The 12376-nt window shown below is 63.0% G+C and carries 16 protein-coding genes; 12 read left to right on the top strand and 4 right to left on the bottom strand.

Annotation, left to right across the window (positions count from 1 at the left end):
• Both ACQHI0_RS01030 and ACQHI0_RS01035 read left to right on the top strand, forming a co-directional pair.
• Positions 1-501, top strand: a complete 501-nt coding sequence (locus ACQHI0_RS01030) for an XRE family transcriptional regulator (RefSeq protein WP_427906059.1) — start codon at positions 1-3, stop codon at positions 499-501.
• Positions 498-686, top strand: a complete 189-nt coding sequence (locus ACQHI0_RS01035; protein WP_427906060.1) for a hypothetical protein — start codon at positions 498-500, stop codon at positions 684-686. Before ACQHI0_RS01030 ends, ACQHI0_RS01035 begins: the two co-directional genes overlap by 4 nt.
• Before the next feature lie 11 nt (positions 687-697).
• Here ACQHI0_RS01035 and ACQHI0_RS01040 read toward each other — a convergent pair whose 3' ends face one another.
• The 3 genes from ACQHI0_RS01040 to ACQHI0_RS01050 all read right to left on the bottom strand — a co-directional run bounded on the left by ACQHI0_RS01040 (position 698) and on the right by ACQHI0_RS01050 (position 3847).
• Positions 698-1807 carry a helix-turn-helix domain-containing protein gene (locus ACQHI0_RS01040; RefSeq protein ID WP_427906061.1) on the bottom strand — a complete coding sequence of 370 codons (1110 nt, stop codon included), beginning with the start codon at positions 1805-1807 and terminating at the stop codon, positions 698-700.
• Positions 1808-2000: 193 nt separating this feature from the next.
• A complete protein-coding gene (locus ACQHI0_RS01045) occupies positions 2001-2495 on the bottom strand; it encodes a flavoprotein (RefSeq protein ID WP_427906062.1) in 495 nt (164 codons plus the stop codon).
• A 38-nt stretch (positions 2496-2533) separates the two neighbouring features.
• Entirely contained in the window at positions 2534-3847 is a 1314-nt protein-coding gene (locus ACQHI0_RS01050) for a helix-turn-helix domain-containing protein (protein WP_427906063.1), read from the bottom strand.
• Between the two features lie 243 nt (positions 3848-4090).
• On the opposite strand from ACQHI0_RS01050, the gene ACQHI0_RS01055 reads away from it, so the two are divergent.
• The 10 genes from ACQHI0_RS01055 (at position 4091) to ACQHI0_RS01100 (ending at position 11828) form a co-directional block, all read left to right on the top strand.
• A complete protein-coding gene (locus ACQHI0_RS01055; protein ID WP_427906064.1) occupies positions 4091-4426 on the top strand; it encodes a hypothetical protein in 336 nt (111 codons plus the stop codon).
• 61 nt (positions 4427-4487) lie between these two features.
• Positions 4488-5612: a radical SAM protein gene (locus ACQHI0_RS01060; RefSeq protein WP_427906065.1), complete on the top strand. Its 1125-nt coding sequence runs from the start codon at positions 4488-4490 to the stop codon at positions 5610-5612.
• A complete protein-coding gene (locus ACQHI0_RS01065; protein WP_427906066.1) occupies positions 5609-6226 on the top strand; it encodes an exonuclease domain-containing protein in 618 nt (205 codons plus the stop codon). The genes ACQHI0_RS01060 and ACQHI0_RS01065 overlap by 4 nt, the downstream gene beginning before the upstream one ends.
• 32 nt (positions 6227-6258) lie before the next feature.
• Positions 6259-6849, top strand: a complete 591-nt coding sequence (locus ACQHI0_RS01070; protein ID WP_427906067.1) for an AAA family ATPase — start codon at positions 6259-6261, stop codon at positions 6847-6849.
• Positions 6846-7622 (top strand): aldo/keto reductase, encoded by a 777-nt coding sequence (locus ACQHI0_RS01075; RefSeq protein ID WP_427906068.1) that lies wholly within the window; start codon positions 6846-6848, stop codon positions 7620-7622. The genes ACQHI0_RS01070 and ACQHI0_RS01075 overlap by 4 nt, the downstream gene beginning before the upstream one ends.
• Positions 7623-7667: 45 nt before the next feature.
• The gene (locus ACQHI0_RS01080; RefSeq protein WP_427906069.1) at positions 7668-7811 is read left to right on the top strand and encodes a hypothetical protein; all 144 of its coding nucleotides are present in this window, start codon (positions 7668-7670) and stop codon (positions 7809-7811) included.
• Between the two features lie 2 nt (positions 7812-7813).
• Positions 7814-8131 carry a hypothetical protein gene (locus ACQHI0_RS01085; protein WP_427906070.1) on the top strand — a complete coding sequence of 106 codons (318 nt, stop codon included), beginning with the start codon at positions 7814-7816 and terminating at the stop codon, positions 8129-8131.
• Positions 8132-8580: 449 nt separating this feature from the next.
• Positions 8581-10128, top strand: coding sequence for a B12-binding domain-containing radical SAM protein (locus ACQHI0_RS01090; protein ID WP_427906071.1), 1548 nt, complete (start codon positions 8581-8583; stop codon positions 10126-10128).
• Between the two features lie 18 nt (positions 10129-10146).
• Positions 10147-11439 carry a radical SAM protein gene (locus ACQHI0_RS01095; RefSeq protein WP_427906072.1) on the top strand — a complete coding sequence of 431 codons (1293 nt, stop codon included), beginning with the start codon at positions 10147-10149 and terminating at the stop codon, positions 11437-11439.
• Positions 11436-11828 (top strand): inorganic diphosphatase, encoded by a 393-nt coding sequence (locus ACQHI0_RS01100; RefSeq protein WP_427906073.1) that lies wholly within the window; start codon positions 11436-11438, stop codon positions 11826-11828. Before ACQHI0_RS01095 ends, ACQHI0_RS01100 begins: the two co-directional genes overlap by 4 nt.
• 69 nt (positions 11829-11897) lie before the next feature.
• Here ACQHI0_RS01100 and ACQHI0_RS01105 read toward each other — a convergent pair whose 3' ends face one another.
• Entirely contained in the window at positions 11898-12344 is a 447-nt protein-coding gene (locus tag ACQHI0_RS01105) for an NUDIX hydrolase (RefSeq protein ID WP_427906074.1), read from the bottom strand.
• Positions 12345-12376: the final 32 nt, after the last annotated feature.

Genomic DNA, 12376 nt, shown 5'->3' on the forward strand with positions numbered 1-12376 from the left:
ATGCCCCGCGAAACGATCGACGACCGCCAGCAGCTGGCCGCGGCCATCGCCGATGCGATCGAGCGATCCGGCGAGGGCGTGCCGTTCATCGCCGAGCAGATCGGCGTCCCCCAGAACAGCCTGTGGGCGATCGCCAGCGGCAACGTCAAGTCCTGGACCGTGGACAACCTCATCGAGGTGTGCGCCAAGATCGGGATCAACGTGTCGATGGCAGTCGCTGGCGTGCCGGCCACGCGCACCAATCCCAAAGCCCAGGGCCGTAAGTCGACACCCGATGGCTCCATCGTCTTCCCGATGCGCGAGGAACTCATCGCCGCGATCGCGAGCAAGATTGCGGCGTTTGACGGCACCCAGAACGACCTCGTCGAAGCGACCGGCGTGATCATCCCGACGGTGTCGAGGCTGCGGAACCAGCACACCGATTACTTCCGCCTCGACAAGCTCATCGAGTTCGCTCGTAAGTTCGGCCTCGACGTCACCCTAACGACGGCACCGGCATGACCCCGGTCGAAGAGATCATCTGGGCAGAGTGGAACGCCATCGACGACAGCGACCCCTCACCGGTGAAGCGGATCGCGCGCAAGCTCGGACTGACCACCGGCGAAGTCGCCGCGGTTGTCTACCCCGCCACGAGCCAGTACGACTTCGGCGAATGGGACGACAGCCAAGAGCCGGATATTGATTAGGGGCGGGCCCTCTATGCGGTGATCTCCTGCATCAGCATCCGCAAAGTCAACGAATGCTTTTCCGGCGGGAGAGCGTCGAGCGCGGCCTGGGCATAGGCGATGCCGCCATCGCGGTCCCCGGCGCGGACAAGCATCAAGCCGCGGTGCATCTCGAGGTGAGTGGCAAACCGTGGCAACGTGGCGGGGAGTTCACGTCGCGAAGAGTCTTGGGCGTCAACAGCACTCGCCTCATCGCCTAGACGCGCTGCTAGCAGCGACCTGAATACCCCGAGTCGCCACCACGGCACTGCGTAGTCGGAGGTCTGCTCGTCAGAGCCTGCCTGGTCGAACATGCGCCGACCTTCCAGGTCAAGGGCGCGGGCTGTGCTGACGTCTCCACGCAGTGCTGCGGTGTGGGCCTTGCCGTAAATCGCGTTCAATCGGCCCAGGCTGGGGCGTTCGCTGATCGCCAGCGCCTCGTCGGCGAAGCGGTCCGCCACTGGCAGCGCCGCACCTTCATAGCCCAACGCGATAGCAGCCCGGCCCCGAACCCACACTCTGGTCGTGACGTCACCGGACGCGTCAGCGGCGTCGGTAGCCATCTGGTACCAGGTCACTGCCTTTGTGCCGTCGCTGCCAGGGAAAGTCTTGGCGTAGAGGGTCATCAGCTTGGCGGCGGCGGCCCACATTCTCGGCTGGTCGCACTGCTGTTGGATAACCGCCAGGTCAACGGCCAATCGGCGTTGGATTTCCGCAGCTCCCATTGACATGTAGTCGGCGCCATAGCCGACCAGCCGGTTCTCCCACGAGTCGACACTCGGGCCCCGGCCGGCAAGGCGCGCTGCGAAGCCTTCGGCGAGTAAATCGTTTGCAACAACGGGCGCGATGGTTGTCGCGGCCACACTGGCAAGCAACTGTCGACGGTTCACCTCTGACTCCCACACTGCTAGCGGCACATCCAGGACGGTGACCAGGTGGCGAAGCCAGAAAGCGGATGGCTTGCACTTGCCGGATTCCCATCGTCGCGAGATGTATTCGCGGGTGATGTTCGCCCCAGACACCTTGGTCAGCTCATCCGCCAAGCGGGCCTGTGACCAGCCACGGGCATTCCGCAGTTCGCGGATGAGCTCGCCTGTCTTCATACCCCCATCATGCCCCGGTTGTCGCAGCTGCGGAGGAGATGCCACTGGTCATGCCACTCGTGGTAATCGCCACCGCATCTAAGGGTTGACAGGTCGCCGACGTCGTATGGACGACGCCGGTTCGGCGCGCGGCGGAGGGCGATTCGACAATATCGCCGGCTGCGCGACCCGATCGCAGAGCTTGCTCCCGCAATCAGTCGAGCGCCTTCAGCGCAGCGGCCCACGGGACGGGATCACCCTCGGCGATCCGAATGAAGCGCACACCCCACTCGCTGAGGCTGGTGAGCGCGGCAGCGACTGCGGGAAACTTGAATTGGGTCTCCCGAGCGTGGGGCACCGCCACCACAGGCAGTCCGGCGCCGACTGTTTCGACTAGCAGCGAGAGCGGCAACGTATCGCCGATTCCCGCAGCCCATTTCGCCAAACTGTTGGTTGTCAGCGGCGCAACAATCACCGCATCAGGCTTCGGAAGCAGGTCGACGGCACCCGGTACCTTGAAGGTCGAGCGAACGGGGTACCCGGTCTGCGCCGCTAGTGCCTCGGCGTCGATGAACCGTGTGCCATTGGGAGACGCGAGCACGCACACGATCCAACCATCCGCCTGCGCCAACGCCACCAGCTTCCCGATGTCCTCCGCGCCACCGGCACCCGTCACCATCGCGTACAGAACCTTAGTGCGCTCTTCCATACGCCCATCATGGCAGGCAATCTCAGGCGCGTCTTTGCCTACGGAGCCACAACCCCGACCCGTGAGGCGAGGTCTCCCAGATCGCCAGTGGTCAGCTCGCGCCGTGCCTTCTCCATCATGTGCCCCACCAGCTCTTGCACGGTTGGCATTTTGCGCACCAGGTGGGGGGCAATCTCCTCGGCGCGCAACAGCGCATCGACCGAGGTGGTGTGGTCATCGCGGGCCGAGGCGGCGCGTCCTACCTCGACGAAATACTGTGCGGCGCGGCCGACGGTGGGCAATGACCTGGGATCGAGTTCGCGCGCAAGGTCGAGCACCCTCTCCGGGTCGGCCTCCTCCATTGCCACAGTCATATTCCACAACGCGACGTTCGCCGAACCGAACGAGACGTTCCCGACGAGCGTGCCCGGATCCTCAGCGCTCGTTCGATCGAGACGGGCCGCATACTCGGCAGCTTGACCCAGGTGGTCGTGCGGGCTGCCTCCCATAGTCGCAGTCACCAACGAGGCTTGCAGATGAAGCATCCCGACCGTTTGGATCTCGGGCGCAGTGCTGGCATCGGGCCCGACAAGCATGGCGGTGCGAACCGCGGAATCCAGGGCCGCCTTCAACGAACCGGGGCGCGCCAACAACACCTGGCTGCGCACATACGCTCCCGCAGCCAACCCTTGTCGGCTGTCGATTTTCTTCGCGGCCGACTCGGCGGCCTGAGCCGCCGACCATGCAACCGCGAGATGGCCACGACCACGCATCGCAACCGAGGTTTCAGATGCGACCTGCGTCAGGGCGTCCCACGCAACACCTCGATCAGCCGGCCTCCCATTGAGCGCCTGTCGATACAAATCGGTGATCAGCGGGGCCAACAACGGGCCGAGTGTTGTGTACTCACAGTCCATTTGGAGTTTGGTGATGCGTTTTGCGAGGACGACCAACTCCGCGACCTCGCGGACGGGACTGCCGTCGTCGACGTTGCCTGCCGTCCACAGCGCGGTTTCGATGTCAGGAACGCTGGCAGAGAATTCGTCGACGTTCGTCAGCGGTGCGTCCGGCCCCGGTGCCGCGCCTAACAGCGTGTCGCTCGCCGTAGTAGACGTGATAGCTGTCGCTGCCAGGCTGGCAAGCAGCTGTCGACGATTCACGTCCGGGTCTCCCACTGCTAGTGGCACACCGAAAACGGCACTCAGGTGGCGCAGCCAGAAAGGAGACGGCTCCACCTCGCCGGATTCCCAACGGCGCGAGATGTATTCACGGCGGATCTTGGTGCCAGATTCCTTGGTCAGCTCGAAAGCCAAACGGTTTTGCGACCATCCGCGGGCTAACCGCAGTTCGCGCACGAGCTCGCCTGTCTTCATACCCTCACCCTGCCCCGATGTCGCTCCTGCGGGAGAGATGCCACTAGTCATGCCACTCCTGCCTCATGGAAAATGCCACCCTCTGCCACCCCCCAGAACGCTACCCCGGCATGTACATCCAGCACAGACTGAAAATGCGCCCGGGACAAAGCCTCTGGTTCTCGGATAGCAGGTCCCGAGCGCAAACCACCGTAGCGGTGGTCCGCAACATCAAGGGATCAGCATCGAGAGGGGCGTTGCCAAATGACACAGCGAGCACTGCGCGCGATCTGCGCGCTCAATACCGATCGGGTGTCGAGCTGGCAGGTGTGGGAACGGCTCCTGATGACGACGCGGGCTGAACTGGATGGCTGGACGGTACCGGCCGTGGTCGATTGGACGAACTCAGTCGAAGACCCAGTCCACTTGATCCTGTCTGCCTGTGCGCTGCACAAGGCCAGCAGGGTCTACCTGCCTCGCATCGAGCACCTTCCCCAAGGCGCGCTGCCTCGGTTGCGGGCCAAGGTGTCTGTTTTCACCGTCGAACCGGACCACTGCTATGAGATCTCTACCGTGCAAGAAGGGTGCCTCAGTGAGTAATTCCCGAAGTTCGCTCGTCCTCCCACTGGAAGTCGCGCAGCCCCGGGGGCCATTGCGAATCATGACCCCAGAGGAACAAGCGCAGCTCGATCCGAAGTTGCAGCGAGTCATCGACTACCGAAAGAGCGGATTGTCGCTCAACTGGATCGTCGGATGCCCCCTCGACTGCACGTATTGCGTGCGCCATACCTTCGGAAATTATGAGATGAAGGTACCCAAGCGGCTGATGGACGAGGAAACTGCCGTGCGAATGCTGCTGAGGAACAAGCACTTTCGTCCGTTCGTCACCCCGATTCAGCTGCTCAACAGGGCAACCGACCCGATGTTGCCCATCGTCAAGCCGCATACGCTCAACATGCTCCGCTTGCTCGACGAGCAGGGAATCAACAATCACGTCTTGGTGATCACGCGGTGGAGGATCGACCCCGAAGACTGCGAGATATTCAACAGCTTCAACAACATTCGACTGACGATCCTGGTCACCCACTCTGGCATTGACGACAACCGGATCGAGCCGGTCAAATCCAGCATCGCTGCCGCTTCGCTGCGCACCGCCTACGAGCACGCCGAAAAATACCGGACCATTCTGTACTGGCGGCCCATCGTTCCAGGCCTCAACGACTCCGACGAACACCTTGAGCGAGCTCGCGAACTCAGCCACCATGCCCATGCCACGGTATTCACCGGTCTGTTCTTCAAAGACGAAATCCGTGAGTACTACCAGGCGAATGGCTTGCCCGAACTTTACGAGGACGGGCCAAGCCGCAAGATCTTCCCTGAACTGCTCGAGCAGCGCATCCTGGCCAATCGCGCCGGTTTCGGCTCCCCGCTATTTCGCAAGACCTCATGCGGCGTGACATACGCACACGGGGTCGCCGACTACAACGGCCACTACGGCGTGCGCGAACTCTGCGACATCTGCCCTGTCGCTCAGATCCAACGGTGTGCCGACGATTGGCAGCGCCCGGACGAGTCGACGATCGCAGCCTGGGTCGGTCGCCTCGGCGGCGAGATGGTGACGGTCACCGATCGCGCAGTCCTGGTGAAGGGCTTGCCCGAGGGCAGACGAAACTTCCTGCAACACAATCTCCACTACCAGGTCAACGACATCCGACGTCCACACCACATCGGCCGGCACGGTCGCGCCGACATCGGCTGGACGGACACCCAGGAGGCAATGCGATGATCATCCCGAACACCCTGCGTGGCAAAGACTTCGCCGCGGTCGATGTCGAAGGGAACGGCCAGACACCGCCAGAGATCATCGAAATCGCGATCCTTCCCGCGTCAGGGGAGACCGTCGTCGTCGATGAAATGCGCTCGTGGCTGATCCGACCAGCCCGCCCGATCACACCCATCGTCACCCGCAAGGTCCACGGCATCACCAACGCCGACGTCAAAGACTGCCCGACATGGCAGGACGTCTCCGACGTGATCAGCACGGCCTTGAACGATCGGATTCTGGTCGCCCACAACGCGAATGTAGAGCGTCGAGTGTTGGCTGAGCACTTGCCTGAATGGACACCGCCGATGGTGCTCGACACGCTGCGACTGGCGAAGGCAGTCTGGCCGGGTCTGGTCGGCGGCTACTCGCTGGAAAAGCTGGTTGCCCACGCAGAACTCGACGACACCGCGATCGCCGACCATGGGCACCATCGCGCCGGATGGGATACCTGGGCGGCCTGGCAGCTGCTCGTGCGCCTGGTCGAGGAAAGCAAGTTCAGTTGGGATGAGCTGGTCGAGGCCGCGGCGCCCGCCGAATACGTTCCGCCGAGAGAGCCCGAAGGGCGGCTGTGGTGACCGGAAACTTCGGGCGTCCCGTCACTGTCGCAGTGACGGGCACGCACTCCACCGGCAAGAGCACGACCTTGCAGCGGCTGGCTGAGCAGCTGCATCGTGACCGCATCGAAGTCGCGTTCGTCCAGGACCTCGGTGCCGAAGCGGTCGAGCTCGGGTTGCCGATTCTCGACAAGCACACCGCGGCATCCACGCTGTGGTTCATCTCCCGCGGCATGTCCCTGGAAGCCCAGGCCTGGGCCGAAGCCGACGTCGTTCTGATCGACCGGCCCGTGTCCGATGCCCTCGGCTACTACGAAGCGGCCCTCGAATTCCGCGGTGAGCAGCCCGATCCGACGAACATGCACCAACTCGAACAGATGGTCCTCCACCACTCGCGCCATTACGACCTGGTGCTGCGGACAATCCTCGACCCGACGATCCCGCTCGATCTCACCAAACCCCGCGGCACCGACTTGGCGTTCCGTGCGCTCGCTGACCGGCACGTCGCGAAGGTACACGAACGGCTCGGCATTGAGCACGACACCTTGCCGGCCGACGGGCACAGCCGAGCGATTGTCGAAACCCTGGCCTTCATAAAGGGCCGTCTCGACGGTGTCGAACACGACGCGGAAGGTTCCAGATGACTATCAGCACCCTACCCGCCGCGACGAGCGGCACGTTCTGCATCGGCGGAGACCTGCCGGTCCACCGGATCGGCTTCGGCACTATGCAACTCACCGGCCCCGGTCACTGGGGAGAGCCAGCCGACATCGACAACGCAATCCGGGTACTGCGGCGCGCAGTCGAACTCGGTGTCAACCACTTCGATACCGCCGACGCCTATGGGCCTGCAACCGTCGAGACCATCATCCGCAAAGCGATCCATCCGTACCGCGGAGAACTCGTCATCGCGACTAAGGGCGGGCTGACCCGGCAGGGACCGAACCGATGGTCACCTGTTGGTCGGCCACCGTATCTGAGGCAGTGCCTCGAGATGAGCTTGCGCCGACTCGGCGTCGACGCCGTGGACCTGTACTACCTGCACCGCGTCGACCCGGAAGTGCCATTCGACGACCAGATCGGGGCCCTTGAACTGATGCGTGAGCAGGGCAAGATCCGCCACATCGGCCTCTCGAAGGTGACCGTTCCCCAGATCCAAGCGGCTGAGAAGATCACCCCGATCGCCGCAGTGCAGAACCGATTCAACCTCGCTGTCGGCGGTGATCGCGACGTGCTGGCCTACTGCGAACAGAACCAGATCGCATTCGTGCCCTACGCCCCGCTCGGCGCCGGCCATCAGTCCCTCATCCCGCGGATCGCACTGCGGTGGCTGCTCGAACAATCGCCGAGCGTTCTACCGATTCCGGGAACCGTGAACCTCGATCACCTCGAAGCGAACGTGGCCGTCGGAAGCTAGCTCGACGTGAACCCACCTGAACCCCTGACGAACCAACCATCCGCGATGGAAGCGACCAGCGTGACCGACGAGACCGGCACCGACGAGGACCGTGCCCTCGCACTCTGCCACGAGGTGCAGACCTGCATCCAAGACCTCATCGACTGGGGACTCGTCACGGACACGCCGCATTTGATCGAAGGAGGATGACCATGGTCTTGGGACTCCTCACCGCTTTCGGATCTGTCGTTGCCATCGGCGTGTTGATCGTTTGCCTCACCCCTTCGGATTACGGCGACCTCGAGCCCAAGATCGTGACCCGTCGACGACACCAGCCGTTCTATTACTACGAACTGCTCGACCTGCTCGACCACACGGCACCGGAGGAACCGATGACGCTTGAGCGGGCACACCGAGAATCGCAATTACACGCCATGTGCCCACCATGGCTGTGCCCGAGGAAAAACGCCGCTATCGAATTGCTCGAGTCCAAAAACCGACGTTCACTGCGTCGCCGATCAATCCTCTGACATGGGCGAGTATTAGTCCGAACAGCAGGAGAAAACTGTGCTACCCAAACGTATTCCGAACGCGACGAAGGTTCCAAAACGAACGGGAACTGCGGGCCCTGAGTTCAGTATCGAGTTCATTCGTCGAATTGCGGAGGGTATGGCGGCATATGTTCCGCCAGATCAGCCAATCAACGAACCATCGGCCACGTTTTCATACTTCTCAACTGAGCATTGACAAACCACTCCGGCGAATAGGCTCCCGCCAATCAGCCACCCCTCGGGCTGAATGGCTAATGCCTAAGCAAGTGGGTGGCAGGTCAGCTCAGATCTGCCACCCACTTGCACCGTGAAATCAGCCCGAAATTGCGATAGAACCTGACAGGGGGACCATGAAGCCGCACACCTTCCAACTCCCGGCTAACCGCATAAACGCGTGTACGACGGTCGTGTTGGCGACCCCGGCACCAGTGACGCATCGGACCGCCGAAGAGAACCTCGGCCTGGGCTACCTGGCCGCAGCACTACGACAGGCCGGCTACCGAGTCGAGGTCATTGACGGCTGGCTAGCCGGGCTCGACACAGAGGAATTGGCTCAACAGATCATCGAGGCACGACCGACGATACTGGGATTCGCTTGCTACCGGTCGAATATGGAGTCGGCCTTGAAAACCGCCACCCAAGTCCGCAATCAGTTGGGCGAGGTGCCGATCATCGCGGGAGGGTTCGGGCCGTCATTCCACCCCGAAGATTTCCTGACCGCAGGATTCGACGTCGTCGTCCGCGGTGAAGGCGAACACACAATCATCGAACTCGCCGACCACTACGTCCACGGGCAGCAGCATCTGAAAGACATCGCCGGGATCAGCTTCACGACCAGCCAAGGCCCCCAACATAATCGAGCCCGCCCCACCATCGCCGACCTCGACAGCCTGCCGTTCCCCTCGCGCGACACCCTCGACCTGACCACTGCCCGGCGAAGCCTGGTTCACGTACAGTCCTCACGCGGATGCCAAGCGTCGTGCACTTTCTGTTCGATCGTCGCTTTCGAGCGACTCGCCGGACGGGGGCCAACCTGGCGGCAACGTTCCATCACCGGGTTCGCCAGCGAACTCGAACAACTCCACAGCCGCGGTGTCCGGCACGTGAAAGTCATCGACGACAGCCTCATCGAACCCCCACGAGACGCATCGTGGTGCGCGGAGCTCGCCGACGAACTCGAGCGCCGCGGAGTAGCGATGTGGCTGCGCGGGTCGATCCGCGCCGACCGCGCTACCCCGGCTGTGCTCGCCGGACTCGCGCGCGCGGGGTTCTGGTCGTTCTCCTGCGGGATCGAGAACTTCGCGCCAACCGCATTGGCGCGCATGGCAAAACGCGCAGACCTCGACGCCAACCTCGCCGCCCTCGCCGAATTCCGGCAGCTCGGTATATACGTCCAGGCCGGACACATTCTGTTCGACCACGCCACCACCCTCGACGAACTCGAGCAGAACTGGGCCGGGATGCGCGCCCACGACTGGACCATCTCCAAAGGCGTGTTCACCGAAATGTACGCCGCGACCGGCACCAACCTGACCCGCCGCCTCGACCGCCAAGGCTTGCTCGGCGCATCTGACACAGCGACACCGGGAACCGCAGGGCTGGGAAACCACGCCTACCAGGTCGCAGATCCGGCGGCCCGCATCGTGCGAGTCGCGCTCAAGCAATGGCAGAAGAGTCATTCGCGCGTCTACGACGAAACCATCGACCCCCTCTCGGCACCCAAGGCCATAGCCCCGATTCATCGGCAGATCTTCGGCGAGCTGTCGATCGCGCTGCGCCGCACAGATCTCGAATTCTTCCGCGCCGCGCTCGACCTCGCGGCCGGCGGCGCCAGCGAAGCCGACGCCGCCGAGTTCACCACCGCCCGGGTCGAGGAAACCCGCGGCTGGTACCAGCGCCTCGCCCAACGCACCGCCACTGCCTACCGCGCAGCTGGCCTGATCTACGACGGCCAGGACAACCCGTTCCTGTGCTGAGCTCCCCAGGAGGACACCATGACAGACCTCGGAATCCCTGTGCCGCAAACGTTCCCGTGGGAGCGGCCCACTCAAACGGCGTTGCCAGTGATCGACGCCACCGAACACTTCCGACGCACCGACGTCGGGCCGATTGAACACCCCGAACTCGACGAATGCCCGACCACGATCCGCAACATCGGCTGGACACTCGGAAACGACTGCCCCTACCGGTGCACTCACTGCTACTCGATGACCGCCCGTGACAAGGGCATGGACTTCACCCCGGAAATCATCGACCGGATCGTGGAGCAGCTGGCGATCAACGGGGTAGAGACCGTGAATTTGGGCGGGAACGAGCCGCTGTTCACCAACGGCCCCAACCCGAAGGACACGCTACTGCCCCGCATCATCCACGGTCTGACCGACGCGGGCATCCCCGTCGGGCTCACGACCTCGGGAATCACGTTAATCCATCTCGCCCGTGATCACCGATCAGCGTTCGAAAAGCTCAACGACGTCGACGTCAGCCTGGACTCGCCCTACCCCGACGAACACAACAAAAACCGCGGCGCCAAACTCTACAAGCAGGCCATCACGGCATTGGATCTCTGTGTGGAACAGGGGATTCCGCACAGCGTGATCATGTGCGCGATGGGCTGGAACTTCACCCCCGACCGCATCGACGCCCTCGTCGAGATCGCGCGAGCCCACCAAGCCCACATCCGAATCAACCCGATCAAACCGGTAGAGAAGGCGCACATGGAATCAGCGCTACCCGCCGACCAGTACTACGCAGGATTCTCCCGCCTGCTCGCCCGATGCTCACCCATCGACCTCGGCGAGCCGCCGATCGCAGCGGTGACCGGATTCGCCGGTGCGAAAGGGTGCCCGTGCGGACGGACCTCGTTCCGCATCCATTCAATTACCCCGGACGGACGGATACCGGTCTCACCGTGCGTGTACCTGCATGACTACAAGGTCGGTGACCTCGTTGTCGACGACCTCGCCGATATCATCGCCTCCGACCAGTTCAAAACCTTCCGCCGCCGCAACGCCCACCCCGAAGTCATTCCAGGCTGCGAAGGCTGCTCGCTACTGCACTCGTGCCGGGGAGGCTGCGCCGGCCGTTCCTACCTGCACAACGCACACACCACCGGACAACGGTCCCTGTTCGCTCGCGATCCATACTGCCCCCGCGACATCGCCCCCACCGAGGTATTCCCACAGAACCCGACCCTGCCCACCGACCAGAGGCTTGTCCACATGGACTACCTGTGCACGTGGATCGGCAAACCACTACCCATCGACGCAGCTAAGATCGGGCAATGAGCAGCACTGCACCACCGCCTACCAGCGACGACGACTCTGTGTCGTTGAAAATGGCGCGAGGCTACCTGGGGCGGTCGGTGGAACTGACGATCGACCGGCCACTCGGTAGCCGGCACCCGGTCCACGGCTTCCGCTACGAAGCAAACTACGGCTTCGTGCCTGGAACGACTGCGCCTGATGGTGATGAACTCGACGGCTACTTCCTCGGCGAACCTGAACCGCTTGCTGCCGCGTCGGGGGTCTGTGTGGCAGTGATCCACCGCAGCGGAGATGACGATGACAAGCTCATTGTCATTCCAGCTGAAAGTGAAATTCCCAGTGATGGCGATATCGCGGCTGCCGTCGAGTTCCAGGAGATCCCCGGCCGGTATGTGATTCTAAGAAGTTGAGTGGCTCGACCGGAAGCTGGCCAGCGGGGGCGTCGAGGCGGCCGTAAGAGGGGGCGCCGTCGGCACCCCCTACCAGCCGTACATCGAGATGGTTTCCCCGGAAGCGATACGGTCCAGCGCGTCTCGGCAGTAGGGGATCATCTCGATCGGCAACGAGTCCATCGCGAACCACTCCAACGCGTCACACTTGTCCGGCTCACGATTCTCCGGCACGCCCTGCCACTGAGTCGCCCGGAAGAAGAACGCCACCCTCCCGCCGGATGAGGCGTTGTGCATGACGTGGACGAATTCGACATCACCCGGCGCGATCTGGACACCGATCTCCTCGGCCGCTTCACGCACCAGCGCGTCGACCACAGATTCATCGGCTTCCAGGTGCCCGGACGGCGGATGGTAGGCGCCATCGGCGAAACCGGTGTTGGCACGCCGACCGAACAAGATCCGCCCCTGCTCGTCAGTGAGCAGCAAATGCACATCACCGATCAGTTTGTGTCGCTCAACGCTGGCCACAGCCATTGCCATCCCCATCTCTCGAATGCCCGAACTGA

This window comes from Nocardia sp. FBN12 (genome assembly GCF_050320175.1).
Taxonomy (GTDB): Bacteria; Actinomycetota; Actinomycetes; order Mycobacteriales; family Mycobacteriaceae; genus Nocardia.

Bases quoted from the DNA above. Each gene is read 5' to 3' on its own strand.
- ACQHI0_RS01100 (WP_427906073.1), top strand. From the start codon at position 11,436: ATGAGCAGCACTGCACCACCGCCTACCAGCGACGACGACTCTGTGTCG.
- ACQHI0_RS01065 (WP_427906066.1), top strand. From the start codon at position 5,609: ATGATCATCCCGAACACCCTGCGTGGCAAAGACTTCGCCGCGGTCGAT.
- ACQHI0_RS01040 (WP_427906061.1), bottom strand. From the start codon at position 1,807: ATGAAGACAGGCGAGCTCATCCGCGAACTGCGGAATGCCCGTGGCTGG.
- ACQHI0_RS01075 (WP_427906068.1), top strand. From the start codon at position 6,846: ATGACTATCAGCACCCTACCCGCCGCGACGAGCGGCACGTTCTGCATC.
- ACQHI0_RS01060 (WP_427906065.1), top strand. From the start codon at position 4,488: ATGACCCCAGAGGAACAAGCGCAGCTCGATCCGAAGTTGCAGCGAGTC.
- ACQHI0_RS01080 (WP_427906069.1), top strand. From the start codon at position 7,668: ATGGAAGCGACCAGCGTGACCGACGAGACCGGCACCGACGAGGACCGT.
- ACQHI0_RS01085 (WP_427906070.1), top strand. From the start codon at position 7,814: ATGGTCTTGGGACTCCTCACCGCTTTCGGATCTGTCGTTGCCATCGGC.
- ACQHI0_RS01045 (WP_427906062.1), bottom strand. From the start codon at position 2,495: ATGGAAGAGCGCACTAAGGTTCTGTACGCGATGGTGACGGGTGCCGGT.
- ACQHI0_RS01095 (WP_427906072.1), top strand. From the start codon at position 10,147: ATGACAGACCTCGGAATCCCTGTGCCGCAAACGTTCCCGTGGGAGCGG.
- ACQHI0_RS01050 (WP_427906063.1), bottom strand. From the start codon at position 3,847: ATGAAGACAGGCGAGCTCGTGCGCGAACTGCGGTTAGCCCGCGGATGG.
- ACQHI0_RS01105 (WP_427906074.1), bottom strand. From the start codon at position 12,344: ATGGCTGTGGCCAGCGTTGAGCGACACAAACTGATCGGTGATGTGCAT.
- ACQHI0_RS01035 (WP_427906060.1), top strand. From the start codon at position 498: ATGACCCCGGTCGAAGAGATCATCTGGGCAGAGTGGAACGCCATCGAC.
- ACQHI0_RS01055 (WP_427906064.1), top strand. From the start codon at position 4,091: ATGACACAGCGAGCACTGCGCGCGATCTGCGCGCTCAATACCGATCGG.
- ACQHI0_RS01030 (WP_427906059.1), top strand. From the start codon at position 1: ATGCCCCGCGAAACGATCGACGACCGCCAGCAGCTGGCCGCGGCCATC.